Consider the following 22,260-nt stretch of genomic DNA (forward strand, 5'->3'; position numbering starts at 1 on the left):
CCTGGCGGCTTGCCTGGCTGCATGCCTGGCTGCCTGCCGGCGCCGTGACTCGCGGATCGGGATCGGCGCCGCGCTCGGAGCGGAGAGCGGCGCGACGCCGGAGGTCGGCCATGGTTCACGCGCGCTGCGCGCTCTGCGAGCTCAGTGCAGCACCTCGTCGCCCCGTCGCCGCCGTCCCGTGGGGAGGTCGTCGATCCTTCCTCCGAAGAGCGCTGCGGTCACCAGCGCGAGGAGCGCGATCGCCCCGGTCGCGTAGAGCCCGTAGCCCCACGTGAAGCGGACTGGACGGAGCAGCGTGCTGGCCGGCGTGGACAGCAAGCGCATCGCGACGGTGGTGAGGGCGACCGCGGCGAGGAACGCGACGGCCACGCGGGCGCCGCGCATCTTGTGGATCGACCGCCGCGTCAGCACGAGCGGGATCATCACGAAGAACGCGACCGCAGGGGCCCACATCCACCCGAGCCTGCGCGCGAGCCCGAAGCCGCTGAGGTCGCGGAGCTCCGGGGCCGTCTCGTGGATCCACGGCGAGAAGAACGCCGCGAGGCCGAGGACGGCGAGCGCGAGCAGGACCCCCCTGCCGCGCCCGGCGTAGCTCCACGGAAGCGGCTCCATGTGCGGCGGGAGCGGCTCGTCGGGCTCCTCGTGCAGCGCGTCGTAGGAGGGGGGGAGCTTCGAGAGCGCCTCCAGCCGGAGGCCGCAGGCGGGGCAGGTGGGGGCCTCTTTTGCCTCGAACATCTCCCGGCAGAAGGGGCAGGCGTAAAGCCCGGTCATCGCGGCGGGAGGTATAGCGCACGGCGGCCGAGGGCGCGTCGAGCGGCGCGCGCGGGGGCGGGGTCCACATTCCGGGGTTCCACCGGGGCGGGGCTTAGCGCATAGTTGCGCCTCATGGGCAAGCGTGATCGGCTCTCGGGCGATGAGATCGCCGGGTTCGTCGCTGCTCACCCGGGCTGGGCGCAGGCGGGCGAGCGGATTGAGCGGAGTTACTCGTTTCCGGATTACGGGGCCAGCGTGGGCTTCGTGATGCGGGTCGCCCTCCTGGCCGAGCGGCGCGACCATCACCCCGACATCGAGCTGTCGTGGGGCAAGGTGCGGGTCGCGTGGTCCACGCATGACGCTGGCGGTCTGACGGCGCTCGACCTAGAACTGGCCGAGCTCACCGACCGCCTGAGCGCGGGCTGACTCCGCGCGTGGGCAAGGTGCTGGGGATGCTCCCGAGCGAGCTGCTGCAACGTCTGGATCTGGGGCTGGAGGGGGATCTGCCGCACCTCGAGGAGGCGCTGACGCACCCGAGCTTCTCGAACGAGCAGCGAGGCGGCCGCCGCGTGGACAATCAGCGCCTCGAGTTCCTGGGGGACGCCGTGCTCGGGCTCTGCGTGACGGAGCTCCTGATGGAGCGATTTCCTGGCGCGCGGGAGGGGGAGCTCTCGATGATGCGCTCGGCGCTGGTCAACACGGACGCGCTCGCGGCGTGGGCGCGAGGGATCGAGCTCGGCGCGGCGCTCCGGGTCGGACGCGGCGCTGAGGTCGCCGGGGAGCGCGACCAGACGAACGTGCTCGCCGACGCCGCCGAGGCGCTCGTCGCGGCCCTGTACCTCGATCGCGGCTTCGAGAGCGCGCGCGCGCTGAGCCGGAAGATCGTCGCGAGCCCGCTCGCCCAGCTCGCGAGCGGCAGCATGCTCGGGCGCGACGCGAAGAGCGAGCTGCAGGAGCGCGTGCAGGCGCGCGGCGCGGCGTCGCCGCGCTACCGGCTGATGGGCACGGAGGGGCCGGACCATGACCGCGCGTTCCTCGTCGCCGTGGAGGTCGATGGCAGGGTCATCGGCACCGGCCGGGGCCGGTCGAAGAAGCTCGCGGAGCAGGCGGCCGCGCGCGCCGCGCTCGTGGCGTGCGCCGCGCCGGAGCCCGCGACCGCATCCGATGAACAGGCGCCCGCCGAGGCGCCGCGAGGCGCGCCCGAGGGCAGGGGTGCCCCGCCTGCCGGCGGGCTATCCTCCGAGCAATCCGTGAACGACCGAGGACCCAGTCGATGATCCGTCACCTGTTTCTTGCCTTCGCCTTCGCGCTCTGCGCGCTCTTCGTCGCGCTGCCGGCCTGGGCCGGGAGCTACCTGGACAGGGCGAGCCTGCTCCTCGCCGAGGCGCGCAGGGAAGGCGACATGCTGTTGCCGCGCACCCATGACAAGGAGCTCATCATGGTGGTGCACGCGCTCGCCGACGCGCGCGCCCGGGTGGCGAGCAAGATGGAGTGCCCTGCCTCCGTCTCCAGGGCGCACCCGCATCTCCTGCTCGTGCTCGAGAACAGCGAGCGCGCCGCCGACGCGGCCGCTCAGGGCAACTTCAAGAAGTTCATGGAACACCTGACCGTGGCGCGGAACGAGGACCGAGCCTTCCGGGCGATCCTCGCCGAGCTCGGCTATACGCTGCCCGATCTGAGCTCGAAGCGCTGAGGCGGCGGAGCTCCGCCCGCGGGCCCTCGGCCCGCGCCGGTCGAAGCGGGCCTGCGCCGGAGGAGCGGCGCCGCGCCGGAAGCGCCTGCCAGGCGCCCCGGCGGTGCGCGCCTCAGAACACGGCGCCGAGATCGAGCGCCAGGGTCCACTGCGACCCGAGCCCGGCGAACTTGTTCTCGCCGTTGATCTCGTGGGTCGATCCCTGGTTCGCGTCCTCGGGGCTCACGATGTCGGTGATGAAGTGCGCGCCGAGCTTGACCATCTGGAACCGCAGCTGCGCGCCGAAGTGGAGCCGGTGGCGCGTCATGCGCACGGCGTCGAACACGACGGTGTTGTTGAAGTCGGCCTGGGAGCCGCCGTCGCAGACCGGCTGGCCGTCGTGGGGGAGCGTCTCGCCGCCCTGTCCCTGCACGGGGTTCGCGGGCGAGTTCAGCCCGCGGAAGTTGCAGTAGTTCACGGCGTCGGTGTTCGGGGTGAGATCGATCAGCCCCGAGTCGCCGAAGATGTGGATCCACTGGTAGCCCGCGTACGGGGTGACGACCACCGTGCCGCCGACCGGCAGAGGCTTCGAGATCTGCGCGTCGAAGCCGGCGACCGTCAGCTGGAACTCCTCGGTCCCGGTGACCGTCCGGACGCTGCCGCCGACGGCGAACTCCGGGAAGATCGCGGGGATCCCTCGGCGGAACCCCTCGAACAGCGCCCAGCGCACGTCGGCGCCCCCGCTCACGATGCTTGTGTTGGCCAGGAATCCGACCGCGCCGGTCAGCTCGAGCCCGAACGGAAAGCCCTTGCGCACCTTGAGGGAATAGTGCTGCAGGAAGGAGTCCGGGCTCCGGTTCTCGATCGAGAAGTTCCCGCTCGACGGATCCTGCGGTCCCTGCGTGCCGCGGCGCCAGTAGTCCGCGTCGCTGTCAATCTTTGTGTAGTCGGCCTCGACGCCGATCTCGAAGCCGCCGTAGCCCGTGGTCCGCGCCGAGTGCATCGCCGACGGCGCCACCGCGAAGCCGTACTGCGCGATGAGCTTCGCGAACGCGGCGTCGTCGGTCTGGCAGCGCTGATAGCGCGACGCGGGGTTGTAGTAGACGCCATGGTCCGGCCCCACGAGGCGGCAGGGGACGGCCGCGGCACCGGCGCCCTGAGCCGGGTCGCGCACGAGCCGCGCGAGCGCCGGGTCCATGGAGTCTGCGGCCGCCAGCGAGGACGACGCGACCCCTGTGAGGGTAATAGCCGAGGCGATCCAGCACGATGCGCGCATTCCGTGTCTCCGAGGCGGGAGGCTACGTGTCCGCTCGTACAGCCGTCAAGCGAACAGAGGCACCTCGGCCGGTTCCGATCGCGTTTTGCGCGCTACCGCGTGGGCCGGCACCCGATCAGGCGGCGGTGGCGAGCCAGGTCGCAGGCGCGATCCCTCGCTCGGGGGTTGCGGCGCGCGGGCGCGTCGCGGAAAGAGAGGACGTGCTCAATGATGGTCGCCCCCGGCTCCGCGCGGCGCCGCTCGATCCGCCGTTCCGGATCGTGCTGGTCGAGCCCGAGATCCCGCAGAACACAGGCAACATCGCGCGGCTCTCGGCTGCGACGCAGAGCCCCTTGCACCTGCTCGGGAGGCTGGGGTTCCGCATCGACGAGCGGAGCGTCCGCCGCGCGGGGCTCGATTACTGGCACCTGGTCACGCTCGAGCAGCACCTTGACATCGCCCACTTCCGCCACCGGCACCCGAACGCGCGGCTGCGCCTGTTCAGCGCGGTGGCGCAACGGAGCTACCTCGACGCGGACTTCCGGCCGGGCGACGCCCTCGTCTTCGGCAAGGAGAGCGTGGGCCTCGACCCCGACCTCCTCGCCCGCATGCCCGACGACGTGTTCGGCATCCCCACGCTGGGCCCCGTGCGCTCTCTCAACTTGGCCAACGCGGTGGCCATCGTCCTCTACGAGGCGCTCCGTCAGGCGGGCGCGCTCGCGGGCGCCGCGCCGGGGTGAGCGCGTGATCCGCGGCGAGGCCGCGCCGGAGGTGACGCCCGCGCGCGGTGGCTCCCGGCGCCCGCGCGCGGTGGACGGCGACGGGGCGTCGTTCTAAGGGACGGGGACATGAACATGCACCGGCAGCGCGCGCGGCACGACGGCGGACGGGCTGCCGCGCGCTTCGTTCGAATCGGCATGGCCGTCGCGCTCTCGGTCGCGGCGCTCGCCTCCGCCGGATGCACGAGGCGGCCTCCGAACGGCACGCCCGACGGCGCCGTCCGGGAGCTCGTCGCGCGCCTGCGGCAGCTGCATGGCGACCCGGCGGACGCCAAGGCCGCCTTCGAGCTCCTGTCCCGGCGCGCTCGGGACAACCTGGCCGCGCGCGCGCAGCGCTACAGCGCGGCGACCGGCAAGGCGATCGCGCCCGAGGCGATGATCACGCCGTCCCGCTTCATCCTGCGCTTCGAGCCGCAGCGGTACGTCGCCCAGGTCGCCGGCGCTCACGCCCTTGTGGACGTCGCCGGCCTGCTCCCAGGCGAGCGCGTCCAGGTGCCTTGCGTCTACGAGGATGCAGGGTGGCGCGTCGATCTTGCGCTGCCGTCGCTCCCTCCCGTCCAGAAGCGGCCAGGCAGCGATCTCTGAGCGCGCCCGTTCCGCCACCAGCGGTGCGGACCGAGGCGCGACGTTCCGAGCCCGAGCCCTCTGGAGGGGATCTCGGGCCCACAAAAGCCCGGAGGCCGGCAGTGCCGGCCTCCATCGGCAGCGGCCGCAGGGCCGCTAGCCATGAGGTAACGCCTCAGTTGGCGAGAAAGATCGCCTCGATCTCGGTCTTCACCTGCTCTTCCGTCTGGCCCCGGGCGATCGCGATCTCCTTGACGATCAGCGTCCGGGCGGTGTCGAGCATGCGGCGCTCACCGAACGAGAGTTGCTTGTCCGTCTTCAAGCGGTAGAGGTCGCGGAGCACCTCGGCGACGTCGTAAATCGAGCCCGTCTTGATCTTGTCCATGAAACCGCGGTAGCGGCGGTTCCAGGTCTGGTTGTCGAACGCGATGGTGCGCTCGCGGAGGATGTCGAAGATTTCCCGGATTTCCTGCTCAGAGATGACCTGGCGAAGGCCGACCGCGCTCGCGTTGCTGACCGGAACCATGATCTTTCGATCCGTGTCCAAGATGCGGAGAACGTAGAATCGCTGGCGATTCCCAGCGATATCCTTCTCCTCGATATTGACCACCTCGGCAACGCCTTGGGCCGGGTAGACGGCTTTGTCGCCCACCTTGAACTGGATCTCCGAACGAGCCTGCATATCGTCTCCTTTGCCTTCCACCCCGCCGTCTCTTTATTTTCTCGTCTGCCTCCCGAAATCCTCTTCGGGACGCGTACGTTGAACATGCGGTTGAACCTGGACCCGCAGAACCGACACACACCGTCGCGCATTCCTAGAAAAGAGCCATGAGCCGCCTCTCGAGACCGCTGTGCGAGGAGCAGAAGCGAGAGCACCACCGCCATGACCCGCGAGGGGCCGGTGCTCCGGCATGCACAGTGGAAGCTTGAGCGGCGGCGGTAGAAGCGGACGGTTCCGGGCGGAAGGGATTGAGGTTGGGGGAACGGCCCTCTTGAGAAAGAGCCGGTTTGCGCCAGGCGCGCGCACTCTAGTGAGCCGGCCCAGATACGTCAACGAAAATCCCCGTGGCGGACCCATCGCAGCGAGATCGCTCTGGTTTTTCTTTCGGGATCGGACGGGGTCACAGTGTGTACCGATGGGGCATCCGCGTGGATGCACGCTGACTGACGCCGCCTAGCTTAGGGCAGAGCGGGCCTCTCCGGGAGAGGCGGCGGACCTGACCTGGGTGGGATGGGTCGAAAATGTGGCGGACACAACGGTGCCTGGTGCAATATCCGTCCAGGCTTCAAACGAGCCAGGGGACTCAGGCGGTACAGAGCCGCTCGGCCAGCCCCCAGCGGACGCCGCGATCCGAGGCGATGAGATCGACGGGCGCTCCGGCGAGCCGCGAGGCCCACGCGAGGATCTCCTCGATGAGCACGCTGCCCGCCACGATGACGTCGGCGCGCGCCGGATCCAGGGCGGGCAGCTGCCTGCGCTCGGCGAGCGGCACCGAGGCGAGGCGGGACGTGATCGTCACGACCTCCGCCCCGGATACCCGCGCGCCGTGCACGCGAGCGCTGTCGTAGGGAACGACGTCGCGCACGAGCGCGGCGAGGGTCGTCACCGTCCCCGCCACGCCGACAAGGGTGGGCGCGGCGAGCAGGGTCACGGCGGGGACCGTCGCCAGGGCGGCCCGGGCGTCCGCGCGGACGGCCTCGAGCTCCTCCCTGGTCGGCGGATCCGCCCGGATGTGGCGCTCGGTCAGCCGGACGCTCCCGATGTCGAGGCTCACCGCCCCCTCCACCGCCCCGCCGGCGCTGCCGACGATGATCTCGGTGCTGCCGCCGCCCACGTCGAACACGATCCTGGGACCCTGGGCCGGCAGATCGAGCCCCGTCAGCGCGCCGGCGTACGTGAGCTCCGCCTCCTCCGGCCCGGAGATGACGCGCGGCGCGACGCCGATGAGCTCGCGGGCGCGAGCGATGAACTCCTCCCCGCCGGCGGCGTCGCGCATCGCGCTGGTCCCGACGGCGTCCACGCGCTCGACCCCCAGCGACCTGAGCTCCTCGCCGTACCGGGCGAGGCAAGCGAGCGTCCGCTCCACGGCGTCGGGCGCGAGCGCGCGCGCCGCGTCGACCCCCTGGCCGAGGCGGGTGATTGTCGCGCGCTCGGCGAGCGCGACGAGCTCGCCCCCGCGGCGCTCGGCGATGAGCAGGAGGACCGAGTTGGTCCCGATGTCGATGGCCGCGACGCTCATCCGCGAGGCCTCACTGGGTGAGCGTCTTCAGGTCGAGCATCTCCTCGACGTTCGGCAGCACCACGAGCTCGCAGCGCCGGTTGGCCTGCTTGTTCTCCGGGGTGTCGTTGGCCTTCACCGGGTCGGTGTCGCCGTAGCCCGAGGCGCTCCACCGCTCGGGCTTGAGCCCGCCGCCGCCCTTGTCCTCGGGCTGGAGCAGGAACGCCAGCACCTCGCGGGCGCGCATGACGCTGAGCCCCCAGTTGTCCTTGAAGCGGCCGCCCGCGAGCGGCGCGTTGTCCGTGTGCCCGGCGACCTGGAACGAGCGCGCCGACAGCCCGGCGTCGTTGCGGATGACCTCGGCCACCTTGAGCAGGATGTCGTGGCCCTCCTTCTTGAGCGTCTCCCGGCCCGAGTCGAAGAGGACGTCGCCGGGCAGCTGGATGACCATCCGGTTGTTGCGGACGGTCACGTTGAGCCCGAGCTTCGTGAGGGCCTGGAGCTTGTCCCGCAGGACCTCGAAGCGCTTCTTGATGTCCTCGAGCTGCTGGGCGCGGCGGCGGAAGTCCTCGAGCGCCCGGGCCTGCTGCTCGAGGTTCGCGTTCAGGTTGGAGATGTCGACGCCCGCGGCCTTGAGCTGGGACTTGAGCTGCTCGATCCGGGCCGCCGCCTCGTCGAGCTCGCTCTTGGCTTTCTTGTTCTGCGCCTGCTCGGCGCTCAGCTGGGTCTTCAGGCCCTCGATCTCGCGGACCCTCGCCTGCATCTCCTCCTCCGAGTAGCCGCATCCGAGCGCCCCCGAGCCCGCGAGGAGCGTTGCGCCCAGGAGCACCCACGACGTCGAGCGACGAACCAACATACCTTTCCTCCTAGAGCCGCGGGGCGCTCGGCCATGAGGGGCGCCGCGCAGGCGGCGCGACCGTAGCGAGGCGAATGGCGCCGCACAAGGCTCTCTAGAGCCTGCGCAACGCTGGTGCTCCGTGCGACCATGAGCTCTCCGGCGCCGCTCGCCGCGCCGTGGGGGCGCGCGATCGCCGGGAAGGAGCGCAGAGGGCCAAGACAGACGTTGTGGAGGTTGTCAACGAAAATCTGTTGTCCAGTGCGGTCTGGTTGTTTTCACCACGGCCTGATCCGGCGTTTACCCTCGCAACGCTTGCGGACCAGTTTGCCTGGAACACATGGGATACATCGGTTTAGGCCCTGCAAGATTTTCCTTGACCATCACCATGCGTGGCAATATACGTCGTGCAACATCTGTTGCCTCGGTGAGTGAATTGTAGCGGCGACGACGTTGGGCGATGTCCGCCGTGCCGGGGCGAATGCAGGAGGATTTCCAATGGCTGCTAAGAAGACCGCGAAGAAGCCTGCGAAGAAGGTGACGAAGTCGGCCAAGAAGCCGGCCGCCGCGAAGGCCGGGAAGGTCGCGAAGAAGCCGGCGCGGAAGGCAGCGAAGAAGGCCGCCCCGAAGCGCGCGGCCGCCAAGAAGACCCCGAAGCGCGCGGCCGCCAAGAAGCCCGCCGCCAAGAAGGCCGCTCCGAAGCGCAAGGCGAAGGCCGCCGGCAAGCGCGCGGCTGCTCCGAAGAAGGCGGCCTCGCCTCGTGGCGGACGCGCCGCTGCCAAGCGAGCTCCCGCCAAGGGTGCGAGTACCCGCGGCACGCGCAAGAGCACGCCGGCGCCGGCTCCCGCGAGCGCCGGGCCGTCCGACGAGTCGGAATAAGGCGCAGAAGGCGCGCCTCGCGTTTCTCAACAGCTCGAGGCGCCGCGCGCGGGCCCACCGGCCGCGACGAGACAATCCGTCTTATATGATGTTCGGGGGGTGAGGACGCCGCGGATCCGGCGCCGAGCCAGACCGTCGGGCGCGCGGGTGGATGATGTCCCCGCGATGCACCGCCGCCCGCGATCGCGGCGACGGCGCTCGGCGAGCGCTCAGGTGCGCTCGCCGAGGTAGAGGCGGAGCGCGCGCGTGGCGCCCTTGCGATCGAACGGGACGCCGGCGAGATCCTCGCGCTTCGAGATCTGCTCGAAGAGCTTCATCAGGAACTCGAAGAACGCTTCGCACTCGCGGATGGCGGCGTCGAGCCGCTGGGGATCGAGCAGGTCGCTCTCCTCGAGCGCCGTCATCGCCGAGATGAACGCGTCGACGCGGGGATAGTCGCCCACCCTGAGCAGCGGGTAGCCCATCGCCCGGAAGTACGAGAGGAACTCGCGGACGAACGCGAAGCTCGCGATGCCCGTCCATCGATCGGGCGCCGGGCCGGTGGTGCGTGCCTTGCTCGCGAACGCGCGCGCGATCTGGGCGAACATCCACACGTCGCGCCGGAGCCGATCGCTCGTCGACCGCCGCGCCGCCTGATCGTCGAAGACGCGGCCCTCCTCGAGCTTCGCGTCGAGCGACCTGCCGATGAACAGGATCGCGTTCTGCAGCGCGGGGCGGAGGCCGTGCGCGACGGCGCGGAGGCGGACGCGGTACTCGGACTCGCTCACCAGCGCGTCGGCGGGCGGCAGGTCGTGCTCGAAGGCGCGGCGCATCTCGAGCCGCAGGTTCGCGGCGAGCCCGGTCAGGGCGGCCTTCGTGGAGAGCAGGCGGTGACCCTCGGCGGCGAGCTCGTCGTGGCGCGCGACGATGTCGCTCGCGGGCACGCGCAGGAGATCGCGCTCGTAGCTGTCCGCGAGCAGCGCGCCCGCGCGGCGCCGGAGGTAGTTCGAGAGCGCGCGGGCGTCGCTGCGCAAGACCGCGAGCACGAGGTACCCGCGACCGGCGACGCGGTGATCCGAGTGATCGAGCGCGAGGGCGTCGAGCAGCCGGAGGTACCGGAGCATCCTGAACAGCGCGAGGAACGTGAGCGCCACGAGGCGGTGCGCCTGCTCGCCGGGGACGCGATGGATCAGCTCGAGCACCTGCGTCGACGCGATGCGATCGAACTCCGGGCGAAACTCGAGCGCGTGGAGCGGGTTGAAGAACGTGCTCTGAGCGATCTCGCGCATCGCCGTCGCGAGGTGGGCGTAGAAGAGCCTGAAGCTGACCCGCGGCAGCCGGAGCAGCCCGCCCGCGACCTCGATGAGGTTCGTGAACCCGTGCCGCAGCACGAAGAGGCTGGACTCGGGCGACTCCTGCGCCATCGTCGCGTGCAGGAGCCGCGTGCGCGCGGTGTCCTCCGGCATCACTGTCTCCAGGTAGCGCTGGAAGACGAAGGCGCGGTCGCGATCGCCGAGCATGGCGCGCGTCAGCTGGACCACGCGCGCCATGCCGTCGCGCGCGTGCTGGAGGTGCTCGTGGAAGTCGTGGCTGACGATCGTCTGGCGCTGCGCGGCGCCGGGGTGGTTCCGCGGGTTCGCGAAGCAGGCGACGCCCTTCAGGAGGATCTCGAGCTCGAAGAGCGTCTCGTCCTTCTTGTCGGCCGCGAGGCGCGCGAACCACGCCTCGCGGGCTTGCTGCTGCTCCCGCCGCAGGCCGCGCGTGTCGCGGAGCAGCTCGGCGTAGGCGTTGCGGCCGGGGTAGCCCGAGCCGCGCAGGATCCCCGAAGCGTCGCTCGACACAGACGTGCTCCTCGGCGGCGGCGCGCCGCTAGTAGTTGCGTCGCTTGAAGTCGAAGGGGTAGGTCAGCACGGTCTCCTTGCCGCTCGGCGACCGCGCCCAGGTGGTCGACTTCGCGAGCTCCGCCATGCAGGACTCGACCTGCGGCGCGGTCACGTCGCTCTTGTCGCGCACGATGGTCGCCTCCTCGAAGGTGCCGTCGGGCTTCAGCTTGAGCTGCCACGTGATCCTGCCCTGCGCGCCCGGGTGCTTGCGGGCGTAGAGATCGAAGCAGCAGCGGAAGCCGTCGCGCCTGGCCTTGATCGCGTCGACGAGCGGCTGCAGCCGATCGCTCGAGCCCGCGTCGGCGGACGTCATCGCGTTGTTCATCACGACGCCGCCCTCCGGCGGCTCGTTCGTGATCTCGGAGGCGATCACCTTGCAGTCCTCGACCGTCTCGGGCGCCTTCTTGCGAGCCGCAGGCTTGTCCGGCAGCGCCGGCGCGGCAGCCCCCGGGTCGGTGGCGCTCGGGTCTGCGGCGCCCGGGTCTGCGGCGGTGGCCGGCTGCGATGCCGGCGTGGGCGATGCGCCGAGCGACGCGCTGTCCGGCGGCGAGGGCGGCGCGGTGCCGCTCGAGCAGGCGCCGGACAGCGACAGCGTCGCGGCGAGGAGGACTCCGGTGAACACGGCGCTGGCAGTGGCGCAGGGACGCATGGCGCGCATACTAAACGGTTCGGATGAGCGGAGGCGAGGCGCCTTGTGGTTTTCTCCCCCGCGCGCCGGCAATCCGAGGTCTCCTCACGGCTGCCTTGAAGATTCCGCTGTCATTCATCGCTGGCGCCGCCGTCGCCGCCGCCGCCGCTGCACCGGCAGGCTGCGATCCCATCGCCGAGCCGCAGCTGTGCGGGGAGATCCCCCAGGGAGGGTGCCCGATCGGCCGAGGGGGGAGCTGCGACGACGCGGCTTGCCGCGCCCTCCACGATTGCCTCGATGGCGCCTGGACGGAGGTCGCCCGCTGCGTATCGACAGGGCGATCCTGCGCTGGACGCGGGCGCGGGCGGCGGAACGGACGGCGCGTGCGAGAGCGTGACGCTCGACCGCAGCGGCGAGGCGCGGGGCTGCACGCCCGCGCTGCAGCTGCCGGATTGCCCGGCGGAAGCCGCCGAGACATGCGCCGATGCCGCGTGCTGGACCGGCTGCATCGATTTCTTCCTCTGCACCGAGGACGGGTGGAGAGGGGTCGCCACCTGCGACGAGCAGGGGCGACTCACCGTGATCCCGTGAACGATCGCCTCGTCGGCGCCAGCCTCCGTCGGCCGTCGCGGCGAGGCCCGCGCGGGGGGCGGTCAGCCGGCCTTGAGGAAGGGGTTCCACTCGTCGAACGAGTGCGGCAAGCCGAGCAGGATCTGCATGGTCGCCGACCACCGCGGCGGCAGCGGCTGACGGATGAGCCGCATGCAGGCCTCGTCCGGCGTGCGCCAGCCCTTGCGGAGATTGCACGTGCGGCAGGCGGTCACGAGGTTCTCCCAGGAATCCTCACCGCCGCGCGACCGAGGGAGCACGTGGTCGATGTTGAGATCGCGGACGGGCGGGCGGCGCGTGCAGTACTGGCACTGGTGCGCGTCGCGCAGCATCACGTTCTTTCGCGTGAGCCGGATCGTCGGGCGCCGCATGCGCTCGTAGCGGCGGAGGTGCAGGACGCGCGGCACGCGGAGCGAGCCGCCGACCACAGGGAGGCCGTCGTCCTTGTCCCGCACCGGCAAGCTTCGCCAGGCCGAGAAATCGTGGAGCTCGCCGAGCTCATCGATGGCGAGAGCGGCGCCGCCGAAGAGCAGCAGGAAGGCACGACGCGCCGTCGTGATCTGCACAGGCTGGAAGAAGCGGTTCACCACGAGGACGGGGAGATCGAGCGGCTCGGTCCGGCGCTCGCGGTGAAACCCTGAAGATCCGTCGCCGAGATCGAGCGCCTCGTGAGGAGAGCCCCCCGGGACTGTAGCTACCCCGTCCGGCACGCTGGGGAGTGTAGCAATGAAAGCCCCCTTGAACATCCGGTGCTGCACCGAGGAAATTCTGCTGGAACTCCGCCGCCATGCGGCGCGCGCCTCGGGGCCTCGCCCCGAACACCGCGCCTGCTCCGCCGACGCTCGGGCGCCGTCTCCATGCGCCGCGGCCCGCGCGGGGCCAGGAGGCCGGCGCCCGTGCCTCGCGGGCCGGGCGGCGCCTCGCGCCGCGGACCGCTTTCGGTCGGGCGCCGGTTTCGCTAAGACGCGTCCATGTCAAGGGACGGTCGTCTCCGGGGTCGAGCCGCCGTGGTGGGGAAGCAGGTCGGATGACGGAGCAGCGCGAAGGTGCGGGGCCGGAGCGGGCGACCAGGGCAGAGCCGCCCACCGGCTCGCCCTGGGACGATCCGATCGAGCGCGCGCCGCTCGTGTTCCTCGATCTCGAGATGACGGGCCTCCGCCCCGAGAGCGACCGCGTGATCGAGGTCTGCGCCGAGCGGATGCGGGGGGACACGTGCGAGGACGCGATCACGTCGCTCGTGCGGCCCGAGCCGGGCGTCTTCGGCAACGCGCACGTGCACGGCATCGATCCGCAGCACCTCGCGGGCGCGCCCACGTTCGCCGAGCTCTGCGATCGCATCGATCGGGTGACCGAGGGCGCGGTGCTCGTCGCCCACGCGGCCGCGTGGGACGTCGCGTTCCTGGAGGCGGAGCTCGCACGGGCGGGGAGGGCGAAGCGCGTCACGCACTACCTCGACACGCTCGTCCTCTCCCGCCGGGCCTTCGCCCTGCCGAGCCACAGCCTCGCCTCCCTTTGCCGGGAGCTCGGCGTGCACCGCGAGCGCGCCCACCGCGCCGAGGATGACGTGCACGCCCTGCGCGCCGTGTTCCGCAAGGTCGTGGAGGTCCTCGCCCCGCGCACGCCGCGCGACCTGTGGCACGTCCGGATCGGCGAGCGCCACGCTCGCCCGGAGCTGGTCGCCGCGGCGGTGCACGCGGCCGAGCATGCCGCCACCGTGCTCGTGCGGTACCGGCCGGCGCGCCGTGGGCCGGAGGAGCTCGTGGTACGGGTAACGGGGGTGCGAACGGACCTCGACCCACCCCGGGTTCTCGGCTATCTGCTCCCGTCGCGCAGCCGCCGGGAGCTACGGGCCGATCGCATCCTGGCGATCGAGCCGATTTCGCCGGGAGAAATCGGCCCGGACGGCACGCCGCAAAGGGCCTGAGATCCACGTGCGAATCCATTCGAATCGAAACGCGCCGACGAGAAGCTCCCTCGCTGTTCGCCTCGGCGGCTTGCTGACCGCGACCCTCCTCGCGTCGTGCTCGACGATGATCGGCCCGGAGTCCGCCCGCCCGCCGGCGGCGGAGAAGTGGCTTGCCCGCGCTCGACAGGAGTTTCAGTCCGCCGACGTCGACAACGCGCGCGATGCGGTCGCGAAGGCGCTGACGATCGCCCCCGGCGACACCGAGGCCCGCCTGCTCGCGGGGCGCATCGCGCTGGCCCGGCTCGACTACGCCGAAGCGCTGCGCCTCCTCAAGGGCGTCGCCGGCTCCGAGGCCGCCGGGCTCCGCGGGCGCGCGCTCTGGTACAAGGGCGACCTCGACGCCGCCGCCGACGAGCTCGAGGCGATGCTCGACGATCCGGAGGTGGTCGACGACTGGGCGAAGTCGATCGCGAAGCTGGCGCGGCGCGGGGCGGGGCGCGTGCCGTTCACGCTCTCGGGCGGGCTCCTGGCGGCGATCGAGATGCCCCACGTCAACCCCGCGGCTCCGTTCTTCATCGTCCCGGTCGAGATCGACGGCGAGTCGGCGCTCGCGATGGTGTCGACCGGCACCGGCGAGGTGGTCCTCGACAGCAGCACGCGCAAGGAGCCGAGCTGGGTCTCCCTCCGCTTCGACAGGAAGCTCGAGGTCAACGACGTCCCGGCGCTCACGCAGGACCTCTCGGGCATCTCGAAGCAGATCGGCGCGCCGATCAAGGCGCTGCTCGGGGTGAACCTGATCCGGCACCTCAACGCGACCATCGACTACGGCGGCCGGCAGTTCGTCGTGCGCAGCTTCTCCCCGCCGGCGCCGCCCGACGCGACGCGCGTCGACGTGGCCTTCATCAAGGGCGGCGGCATGGTGCTGCGCAGCAGCCTCGGGCCCGACAAGACGGTGCAGGGGCCGATGCTCATCGACACGTCGATGACGTTCCCGATCGCGCTCGACAAGGAGGGCTGGAAGAAGGCCGGCTTCGAGGCCGACGGGCTGAAGCGGGTCGAGCAGGATCCGGAGCAGAAGCTGAAGCAGGGCGTCGTGCCGATGCTGCGGCTCGGCGCGCTGGAGATCCCCAAGGTCCCGGGCGTGTACGGGGCGCCGCTCCAGGCGATCGAGAAGCAGCTCCAGCTCGATCTGGACGGCGTGATCGGCGCGGGGCTGCTCGCCTACTTCCGCGTCACCTTCGGCGACGGGGGGCGGCTCATGTGGATCGAGGACGACACCGCCATGAACAAGGTGCTCCAGGGCAGCGAGCCGGCGCCGGCCGACGAAGGGCAGGCCCCCGCCGCCCCTGCGGATGGGGCCGGCCCCGCTGGCGCGATCGGCTCGCCTGCGCCCCAGGCGCCGGCCTCGCCTGCGCCGGCCTCGCCCGCGGCCGCGCCGAAGTCGCCCCCGCCTGCGGCTGCTCCGAAGCGGACGCCGGACCAGTGAGCGCCATGCCCAAGGAACTGCTGGCGGTTTATGCGGGGAGCTTCGATCCGATCACGTTCGGTCACCTCGACCTGATCGAGCGGGCGTCGAAGCTGTTCGATCAGGTGATCGTCGCGGTCGGCCGGCATCCGACGAAGCACCCGCTCTTCACCTACTCGGAGCGGCTGGAGCTGCTGCGCCAGACCACGAGCGAGGTGACGAACGCGCGCATCGACTCGTTCGAGGGGCTGCTCATCCAGTACTGCCAGCGGGTCGGCGCGCGGGTGATCGTCCGCGGCCTGCGCGCGGCGACCGACTTCGAGTACGAGCTGCAGATCGCCCACGCGAACGCGGACATGCTCCCCGGCGTCGACACGGTGTTCCTGCCGACGCGCACCCACTACGGCTTCGTCTCGGCGTCGCTCGTGCGCGAGATCGCGAGCCACGGCGGCGACGTCAGCCACTATGCGCCCGCCGTCGTCTGCGACGCGCTGCGGGCGAAGTTCGGCGCCGCGAAGCCCTGAGCGCCGGCGCGCTCAGTAGGTCCCGAACGGGGTCGGCATCAGCAGCAGCACGAAGAGGAGCAGCGTCACCACCGCGATCGCCTTGCGCGCCGGCGACAGCTCGCCAGGCTCCGTGGGAGGGTGCTCCCGCCCGCCCATCCGCAGCATCAGGTAGACCACGCCGAACCACGTGAGCCACGGCATCCCGTTGGCGACCCCGGCGCGGAGCGCGTCGGAGAACCCGTCGGCGATGAAGTGCCGCGTGAAGTAGACGACGTTGCCGATGAAGAGCGCGAGCATCAGGAAATGCGCGGCGCGGCTGTAGCGGTCCTGCTGCTTGCCGAACAGCGCGTAGGCGACGTGCCCGCCGTCGAGCTGGCCGACCGGGAAGAGGTTGAACGCCGTGATGAGCAGCCCGGCCCACCCGGCCATCGCCGCGGGGCCGAGGAAGACGTCGTGGCCCTCCGGGATCGGGCCGACGGCGAGCCGCCTCAGCAGGAGGTAGAGCAGGCTCCGCCCCTCCTGCAGCGCGGGTCCCGACGCGGCGTGCACCTCCGACTGCATCAGGCCCACGAAGAGGACCGGGAGCGCCACCACCAGGCCGGCCAGCGGGCCGGAGGCGCCGATGTCGAGCAGCGCGTTCCGCGACTTGATCCTGCCCTTCATCGAGATCACCGCGCCCATCGTGCCGAGCGGGCTGATGACCGGGAGCGGGATGAAGTAGGGGAGCGACGCCTCGACCCCGTGCGCGCGCGCCGCGAAGTAGTGGCCGAACTCGTGCGCCAGGAGGATCGACAGGAAAGGCACAGCGAACGGCCACGTCTGCGGCAGCGCCTTCACGAGGGCGAGCACGCTGTCGTCCTCCGGACTGATCGGAGCCCAGAGGGTGCCGGCGACGAACACCGAGACGACCGTCAGGCAAAAGAGCGCGAGGTTCTTCTTCCAGCGAAGCGGAGGCGGACGCGAGGTGGCTGCAGCGCTCGGCCCTGGGGAGCTCGCCGTCGCAGGAGCCAGCTCGGCCTCCACGTCGAGCCGGCGCGGGGAGGGGAATCGACGATCGTCGGTCATGCGCCGCTAAGCGTGGCCGTCTCCTCGTCGCCGCTCAAGCGATCCGCGCGCTCCTGCGTCCGGGCGGGCAGCTCGCCGCGCGCCGCCTCGTTCGGCGCGACCCGCCCTCCGCGGCGCTCGATGGCGGCCCCAGCAGGCTCCGCCAGGCCCGTGCGCGGCACCGGATGACTTCGCGCGTCATCCCTTGCGTCCTCGTCCTCCGGCGGAGCCAGCCCGGTCGGCGGGAGCGAGCGCGCCGGCCTGGGCTCCTCGCAAGAGGTCGCGCCGCGGCCGCCGGTCGGTGCGGGCGCGGACCTCCTGCTGCGTCGGGCCGGGCTGCGCTCTCTTCTGCGCTGCCTCTGCGCGCCTTTGCCCTTCGGCGGACGCGACTGCGCTACGCTCGATCCCATGCCTCCCGCTCGCGTCGCCGCCGAAGCGCTCGTGGGCAGGCTCCTCTGCAACAAGTTCCGCGTCGTGCAGCTGCTCGGCAGCGGCGGGGTCGGGCACGTCTACCTCGCGGATCGCATCGGCTGGCCCCAGGAGGCCGCGCCGCCGCGCGTCGCGGTCAAGGTCCTCCGGGCGGAGCTCCGCGACGATCCGCGGGTCGTCGCGCGGTTCGAGCGAGAGGCAGGCGCCGCGTCGCGCGTCCGCCACCCCAACGTCCTCTGCGTCGAGGCGCTCGAGCGCGCAGTCGATACGCCGTGCTTCGCGATGGAGCCGCTCGTCGGCCTCGATCTCGCCGACACGCTGGGCTTCACGTGCTGGCTCGTCGCCGCGCGCGCGGTTCGGATCGCCGCCGACCTCGCCGCGGGCCTCGAGGCCGCGCACCGCGCCGGCGTGATCCACCGCGACGTGAAGCCGGAGAACGTGTTCCTCGTGCACGCTGCCGACGGGCGCGAGCTCGTCAAGCTGCTCGACTTCGGGTTCTCGTTCATCGAAAGCCAGGGCGAAGGCGCGCGGCTCCCCCGGGTCGTCGGGACGCCGGAGTACATGGCGCCCGAGCAGGCGCAGGGCGCTCCGGCGGCGCCCGTCGCCGACGTCTACTCCCTGGGCATCGTGCTCTACGAGATGCTCGCGGGCCGTGTGCCGTTCCAGGGCCCGTACCCGGCGATCGCGGAGAAGCACGCGCGCGAGCCGCCGCCGCCGCTACACCGGCTGCACCCGGGGCTCCTCATCTCGCGCGAGCTCGACGCCGTTGTGCGCAAGGCGCTCGTGAAGGACCCGCGCGGCCGGTTTCCTTCGATGGCGGAGCTGCGGCAGGCGCTGCTCGCGACGCCGGAGGCCAGCGCCGGGGCGCCGCTCGCCGCCCAGCCGGACGCAGCCCCGCCGCCGGGCGCCGGGATCGGGCACTGGGGTACCAAGCCGTGAAGCCCGCTCGCTCCGGAGACTTCCGTCGGTCTCCCTGCGCCTCGGCTTTGCTCTCACGGCGAAGCCCTGCTAGACGGCCGTTAGCATCTCTTGTTCCGGGCGACAGCCGGATCCGCTCGTCAGGCCGACGCAGGCCGAGGCGAGCCAGCCGGCACGGTTCGGGGGTCCGCGGGCGCGGGCCTCATCTGCGCGGGTCGGCTCTCCAGGGAGTCCTGGAATCCCACCATCGCGCGCCAGTCGTCCTCCACTCCCTCCAGGCGCTGCCTGGTGCTTTCTCGGTTGCTCACTATGGGTCGCGCGACCCCATCTCCTGAAAACGGAACAGCGGCGATTCAAGAGGCCGAACTCCCGATGTATGAGAGCCGCAGTGCCCCCGGGCTACGCGCGGGGCCCGAAGGCGAGCCTATGCCGACGGACACAGGCGTCCTCGACGCCGATCCGTTCCGCGTCGAGTTCGTCGACGAAGACATCCCCACCCCGCGTCGCTACCAGGTCGTTTTCGACGAGGCGCGGATCGATCCAGACGTCCAGAAAGTCGTGCGTCGTCTCGTCCGCCATGGCCATCAAGCCTACTTGGTAGGCGGCTGTGTGCGAGATCTGCTGCTCGACCGCCGCCCGAAGGACTTCGACGTCGCCACCAGCGCCCGGCCGGAGGAGGTCCGCGAGCTCTTCCGCAACTCGCGCATCATCGGCCGGCGGTTTCGCCTGGTGCACGTCCTCTTTCAGGGCGGGAAGGTCATCGAGGTGGCGACCTTCCGCCGCAATCCGAAGGAGGACTCCGAGGACGGGAGCGAGCTGCTCATCCGGAGCGACAACGCGTTCGGCGTCGCGCACGAGGACGCCGTCCGCCGCGACTTCCGGATCAACGCGCTCTTCTACGACGTGGAGGCGCGGCAGATCCTCGACTGGGTCGGCGGCATGGATGACGTGCGCCGCCAGGTGGTCCACACGATCGGCGACCCGGAGACGCGCTTCCGCGAGGATCCGATCCGGATCCTGCGCGCCCTCAAGTTCGCCGGCCGGCTGGGCTTCGCGATCACCCCGGACGTCTACGATGCGGTCGTCTACTGCCGCGACGCGCTCGCGCTCGCAGCGCGCCCGCGCCTCTCGGAGGAGATCCTGCGCCTGCTGCGCGGCGGCCAGGCGCGCCGCACCATCTACATCGCGTGGGAGACGGGGGTGCTCGACGTCCTCTTGCCGGAGGTCTCGGCGCTGCTCTACGACGATCGCGGCGACGACGGCCCGGGCCAGCGCGTCTGGCGCGTGCTCGACTACGTTGACCGGCGCACCGCCGCGGGCCAGCCGCTCGACGACACGGTGCTCTGGACGCTCCTGCTCCTCGAGCCGATGAAGGAAGCCTGCGACGGGGTCCGCGACCGCGCCGCGGCGGTCGCCGACTTCCTCGAGCCGCTCATCGACCGGCTGGCCATCTCCCGCCGCTACGCCGACGGCATGCGCCGCATCGTCGCCGTCCTGCCGAGGCTGGCCGGCGGCCGCGCCGGCCGCTTCGCGCGGACGGACATCTTCCAGCCCGCCCTCGACGTGCTGGCCGCCGAGCTGACCGCGCGCGGGGAGCCCACCGAGGCGATCGACCGGCTCCGCTCCGCCCCACAGCCGCGGCGCCACCACGCCGATGCCGTGCAGCACCGGCGCTGATCGGCGTCTGACCGTCGCCGACGGTGAACGCCGGTGACGAGGGCGCGAACGGACCGGCCGGCGTGGAACATCGCCGGGGTTTCTGGTTTCATAACAGCCCCCTGATGTCCTCTCCGGCCGCGCGCCTGCGCCCTGCTCGTCCGCCCGCTGTCTCCGCGTCCCGGCGCCGGCTCGGCGGCTGGGCGCGCGGCCTGCTCGTGCTCGCGCTCGCCTGCGCCGTGTCGCCGCTCGCGGACGCGCAGGTGTCGCTCCTGCACGAGTTCATCGCGCCGGACCCGGCGGAGGACGTGTCGCTCGCCACGACGACGCTCGACGGAGGGCTCCCGGCGGCGATCCAGACGCCGAGCGGCCTGGCCACGGCGCCCGATCCGCAGCGCCCGCCGTCGAACCAGCAGCAGGTCTACAGCAACGTCGGCTCCGACGCCGGTCCCGAGGCGTCCTACGAGCCGGATCGAGACACCCGCCGGCCGAACGTCGAGCGCTACGACGATCCGTTCTCCCCGGCGACCGCGCCGTTCAAGCGGCTGCAAGCCTACGACGCGGTGAGGGCGGACTACTCGCTCGTCGTCCGCCATCGAAGCCTGAAGACCGTCAAGGCCGACAGCTTGGTCGCGGCGGGCGACGAGGCCTTCTACGGCGACATCTCTGTCGACCTCGTGCCGAACGAGCCGGTCCGGATCCCGACGGTCGGGCCGGACACGCGGCTCGTGCGCATGCACGTGAACCCCGACACGCCGGTCGTCGTGCTGCGTGACGGCGCCGACAACTGGTTCGTGCGCGGCACGAAGAGCGCGCGCGTCCGGATGGTCGTGCAGCTCGCGATCGCGCGCGCGACCTTTGGCAGCGATTTCGCCGACGTCGACTGGGGCGTGCTCGCGCGCACGCCGCAGGAGGCGTCGCACGAGGCGGCGTTCCGGCAGGTCGCCCAGGCGATCGGCATCTCGCCCACGATGCGGCCGCGCGACGTCGTGCAGAAGATGGTCGAGTACTTCCGGTCGTTCACCCCGTCGGACGACCCGCCCAAGGGGAACGGCGACATCTATCTCGACCTCGCGCTGTCGCGAAAAGGCGTCTGCCGCCACCGCGCCTTCGCGTTCCTCGTCACGGCCCTGCACATCGGGATCCCTGCGCGGATGGTCGTCAACGAGGCGCACGCCTGGGTCGAGGTCTTCGACGGCTCGCTCTGGCACCGCATCGATCTCGGGGGCGCCGCCCTCAACATGGACCAAGAGGTCGATCCGAGCCGCCCGCCCTACGTGCCGCCGCCGGACCCCTACAGCTGGCCGGAGCAGCGCGACTCGGGCCAGGATCTCGCCGAGCGGACGCGCGCCGAGCAGATGCAGCAGGGGCCGCCCGGCCCGGGCGCTGCCGGTGGCAGCACCGCCGCGCCGCCGCCTCCACCGCCGGCGCCCACGTCCACGAGCGACGCGACCGGGCGCGCGGCGCGCACCGACGTTGTCGTGACCGCGCTGGACAAGGACATCCGCCGCGGCTTTCCTCTCCACCTGCAGGGGCAGGTCAGCAGCGACGGGGCGCCGTGCGGGCACGTCCGCGTCGACGTGATCCTGACGGGGAACACCGCGCCGCAGGGCGTGACGATCGGCTCGCTGTCGACCGATGAGCGCGGCCGCTACGACGGGGCCGTGGTCATCCCCGGCGACTTTGCGCTCGGCGACTACGAGCTCGCGGTCGCGACGCCGGGCGACGTCCGCTGCAAGGCCGGCCGCACCGGGACGACCGCTCCGTGAGGGATGCGCCGGAACGCGCCCCGGAGCCCCCGCGCGTGGCGGTCGGCGCCGTCGTGATCGAGCGCTGCCCGGACGCGTCCGGTGCGCCCCGCGTGCTCCTCGTCCGTCGCGCTCACCCCCCGCTCGAGGGCACATGGTCGCTCCCCGGCGGTCGCGTGGAGCCAGGAGAGCGGCTCGCAGACGCTGTCGCCCGCGAGATCCGCGAGGAGACGGGCCTCGAGATCCGCGTCGGCCCGCTCGTGGAGGTCGTGGAGATCGTGGAGATTCCGTATCACTACGTGATCCTCGATTACCTGTGCGAGCCGACCGGAGGTGTCCTCGCTCCAGGCGACGACGCCTCCGAGGTGGCCCTCGTGCCAGTCCCCGAGCTGCCGGCCTATGGTCTCACCGACGTCGCGCTCCGCGTGATCCATCGGGCGCTGGCGATGGCGACCGCGGGCTGAGATCTCGCGATGCGGGGAGAGCCCGACTGGGCGCAGCCGCGGAGGCGGGATGTCGCCCGAGGCGCGACT

Annotated in this window: 23 protein-coding genes; 14 read left to right on the forward strand and 9 right to left on the reverse strand. The window is 71.6% G+C overall.

Going from position 1 to position 22,260, the window contains the following annotated elements:
* Positions 1 to 141: 141 nt before the first annotated feature.
* A complete protein-coding gene (locus WMF17_RS08990; RefSeq protein ID WP_437601552.1) occupies positions 142 to 771 on the reverse strand; it encodes a hypothetical protein in 630 nt (209 codons plus the stop codon).
* 114 nt (positions 772 to 885) lie between these two features.
* Between WMF17_RS08990 and WMF17_RS08995 the strand changes: the two genes are divergently transcribed.
* Genes WMF17_RS08995 through WMF17_RS09005 form a run of 3 tightly spaced genes read left to right on the forward strand, consistent with a single transcriptional unit; the run spans position 886 to position 2,446 of the window.
* Entirely contained in the window at positions 886 to 1,179 is a 294-nt protein-coding gene (locus WMF17_RS08995) for a 4a-hydroxytetrahydrobiopterin dehydratase (protein WP_437488463.1), read from the forward strand.
* 26 nt (positions 1,180 to 1,205) lie between these two features.
* Complete coding sequence (gene rnc / locus WMF17_RS09000) at positions 1,206 to 2,030, forward strand: ribonuclease III (protein ID WP_437601554.1); 825 nt, start codon at positions 1,206 to 1,208, stop codon at positions 2,028 to 2,030.
* Complete coding sequence (locus WMF17_RS09005; protein ID WP_437601555.1) at positions 2,027 to 2,446, forward strand: hypothetical protein; 420 nt, start codon at positions 2,027 to 2,029, stop codon at positions 2,444 to 2,446. Before rnc ends, WMF17_RS09005 begins: the two co-directional genes overlap by 4 nt.
* Before the next feature lie 112 nt (positions 2,447 to 2,558).
* Here WMF17_RS09005 and WMF17_RS09010 read toward each other — a convergent pair whose 3' ends face one another.
* On the reverse strand, positions 2,559 to 3,623 hold the full coding sequence (locus WMF17_RS09010) for a hypothetical protein (RefSeq protein WP_437648925.1): 1,065 nt from the start codon (positions 3,621 to 3,623) through the stop codon (positions 2,559 to 2,561).
* A 278-nt stretch (positions 3,624 to 3,901) separates the two neighbouring features.
* Between WMF17_RS09010 and WMF17_RS09015 the strand changes: the two genes are divergently transcribed.
* Both WMF17_RS09015 and WMF17_RS09020 read left to right on the forward strand, forming a co-directional pair.
* On the forward strand, positions 3,902 to 4,420 hold the full coding sequence (locus WMF17_RS09015) for a tRNA (cytidine(34)-2'-O)-methyltransferase (RefSeq protein ID WP_437601557.1): 519 nt from the start codon (positions 3,902 to 3,904) through the stop codon (positions 4,418 to 4,420).
* A 108-nt stretch (positions 4,421 to 4,528) separates the two neighbouring features.
* On the forward strand, positions 4,529 to 5,044 hold the full coding sequence (locus WMF17_RS09020; protein ID WP_437601558.1) for a hypothetical protein: 516 nt from the start codon (positions 4,529 to 4,531) through the stop codon (positions 5,042 to 5,044).
* Between the two features lie 154 nt (positions 5,045 to 5,198).
* On the opposite strand, the gene WMF17_RS09025 is transcribed toward WMF17_RS09020, so the two are convergent.
* The 3 genes from WMF17_RS09025 to WMF17_RS09035 form a co-directional block, all read right to left on the reverse strand.
* Positions 5,199 to 5,705 carry a CarD family transcriptional regulator gene (locus WMF17_RS09025; protein ID WP_012234339.1) on the reverse strand — a complete coding sequence of 169 codons (507 nt, stop codon included), beginning with the start codon at positions 5,703 to 5,705 and terminating at the stop codon, positions 5,199 to 5,201.
* Between the two features lie 622 nt (positions 5,706 to 6,327).
* Positions 6,328 to 7,263: a Ppx/GppA phosphatase family protein gene (locus WMF17_RS09030; protein ID WP_437648926.1), complete on the reverse strand. Its 936-nt coding sequence runs from the start codon at positions 7,261 to 7,263 to the stop codon at positions 6,328 to 6,330.
* Between the two features lie 10 nt (positions 7,264 to 7,273).
* Positions 7,274 to 8,098 carry an OmpA family protein gene (locus tag WMF17_RS09035; protein ID WP_437601560.1) on the reverse strand — a complete coding sequence of 275 codons (825 nt, stop codon included), beginning with the start codon at positions 8,096 to 8,098 and terminating at the stop codon, positions 7,274 to 7,276.
* A 477-nt stretch (positions 8,099 to 8,575) separates the two neighbouring features.
* On the opposite strand from WMF17_RS09035, the gene WMF17_RS09040 reads away from it, so the two are divergent.
* On the forward strand, positions 8,576 to 8,956 hold the full coding sequence (locus tag WMF17_RS09040) for a histone H1 (protein WP_437601561.1): 381 nt from the start codon (positions 8,576 to 8,578) through the stop codon (positions 8,954 to 8,956).
* A gap of 209 nt (positions 8,957 to 9,165) precedes the next feature.
* Here WMF17_RS09040 and WMF17_RS09045 read toward each other — a convergent pair whose 3' ends face one another.
* Both WMF17_RS09045 and WMF17_RS09050 read right to left on the reverse strand, forming a co-directional pair.
* Positions 9,166 to 10,776 (reverse strand): hypothetical protein, encoded by a 1,611-nt coding sequence (locus WMF17_RS09045; RefSeq protein ID WP_437601562.1) that lies wholly within the window; start codon positions 10,774 to 10,776, stop codon positions 9,166 to 9,168.
* 28 nt (positions 10,777 to 10,804) lie between these two features.
* Complete coding sequence (locus WMF17_RS09050; protein WP_437648927.1) at positions 10,805 to 11,440, reverse strand: AgmX/PglI C-terminal domain-containing protein; 636 nt, start codon at positions 11,438 to 11,440, stop codon at positions 10,805 to 10,807.
* Between the two features lie 303 nt (positions 11,441 to 11,743).
* Between WMF17_RS09050 and WMF17_RS09055 the strand changes: the two genes are divergently transcribed.
* Positions 11,744 to 12,037 carry a hypothetical protein gene (locus WMF17_RS09055; protein WP_437601564.1) on the forward strand — a complete coding sequence of 98 codons (294 nt, stop codon included), beginning with the start codon at positions 11,744 to 11,746 and terminating at the stop codon, positions 12,035 to 12,037.
* A 62-nt stretch (positions 12,038 to 12,099) separates the two neighbouring features.
* Here WMF17_RS09055 and WMF17_RS09060 read toward each other — a convergent pair whose 3' ends face one another.
* Entirely contained in the window at positions 12,100 to 12,765 is a 666-nt protein-coding gene (locus tag WMF17_RS09060) for an HNH endonuclease (protein WP_437601565.1), read from the reverse strand.
* 317 nt (positions 12,766 to 13,082) lie between these two features.
* On the opposite strand from WMF17_RS09060, the gene WMF17_RS09065 reads away from it, so the two are divergent.
* The 3 genes from WMF17_RS09065 (at position 13,083) to coaD (ending at position 15,950) form a co-directional block, all read left to right on the forward strand.
* Positions 13,083 to 13,979 (forward strand): 3'-5' exonuclease, encoded by an 897-nt coding sequence (locus WMF17_RS09065; protein ID WP_437648928.1) that lies wholly within the window; start codon positions 13,083 to 13,085, stop codon positions 13,977 to 13,979.
* A gap of 70 nt (positions 13,980 to 14,049) precedes the next feature.
* Positions 14,050 to 15,447: a tetratricopeptide repeat protein gene (locus WMF17_RS09070; protein WP_437648929.1), complete on the forward strand. Its 1,398-nt coding sequence runs from the start codon at positions 14,050 to 14,052 to the stop codon at positions 15,445 to 15,447.
* Positions 15,448 to 15,452: 5 nt separating this feature from the next.
* Positions 15,453 to 15,950 carry a pantetheine-phosphate adenylyltransferase gene (gene coaD, locus WMF17_RS09075; protein WP_437488504.1) on the forward strand — a complete coding sequence of 166 codons (498 nt, stop codon included), beginning with the start codon at positions 15,453 to 15,455 and terminating at the stop codon, positions 15,948 to 15,950.
* 12 nt (positions 15,951 to 15,962) lie between these two features.
* Here coaD and WMF17_RS09080 read toward each other — a convergent pair whose 3' ends face one another.
* Complete coding sequence (locus WMF17_RS09080) at positions 15,963 to 16,997, reverse strand: site-2 protease family protein (RefSeq protein WP_437601568.1); 1,035 nt, start codon at positions 16,995 to 16,997, stop codon at positions 15,963 to 15,965.
* Between the two features lie 387 nt (positions 16,998 to 17,384).
* Here WMF17_RS09080 and WMF17_RS09085 point away from each other — a divergent pair, with 387 nt between their 5' ends.
* The 4 genes from WMF17_RS09085 to WMF17_RS09100 all read left to right on the forward strand — a co-directional run bounded on the left by WMF17_RS09085 (position 17,385) and on the right by WMF17_RS09100 (position 22,191).
* Positions 17,385 to 18,344 carry a serine/threonine-protein kinase gene (locus WMF17_RS09085; protein WP_437648930.1) on the forward strand — a complete coding sequence of 320 codons (960 nt, stop codon included), beginning with the start codon at positions 17,385 to 17,387 and terminating at the stop codon, positions 18,342 to 18,344.
* Between the two features lie 405 nt (positions 18,345 to 18,749).
* A complete protein-coding gene (pcnB, locus tag WMF17_RS09090) occupies positions 18,750 to 20,000 on the forward strand; it encodes a polynucleotide adenylyltransferase PcnB (RefSeq protein ID WP_437601570.1) in 1,251 nt (416 codons plus the stop codon).
* Positions 20,001 to 20,104: 104 nt separating this feature from the next.
* Complete coding sequence (locus WMF17_RS09095) at positions 20,105 to 21,748, forward strand: transglutaminase-like domain-containing protein (RefSeq protein WP_437601571.1); 1,644 nt, start codon at positions 20,105 to 20,107, stop codon at positions 21,746 to 21,748.
* On the forward strand, positions 21,745 to 22,191 hold the full coding sequence (locus WMF17_RS09100; RefSeq protein ID WP_437601572.1) for an NUDIX hydrolase: 447 nt from the start codon (positions 21,745 to 21,747) through the stop codon (positions 22,189 to 22,191). Before WMF17_RS09095 ends, WMF17_RS09100 begins: the two co-directional genes overlap by 4 nt.
* The last annotated feature ends 69 nt before the right edge of the window (positions 22,192 to 22,260 follow it).

Origin of the sequence: Sorangium sp. So ce362 (genome assembly GCF_051519845.1) — a bacterium.
Taxonomy (GTDB): Bacteria; Myxococcota_A; Polyangia; order Polyangiales; family Polyangiaceae; genus Sorangium.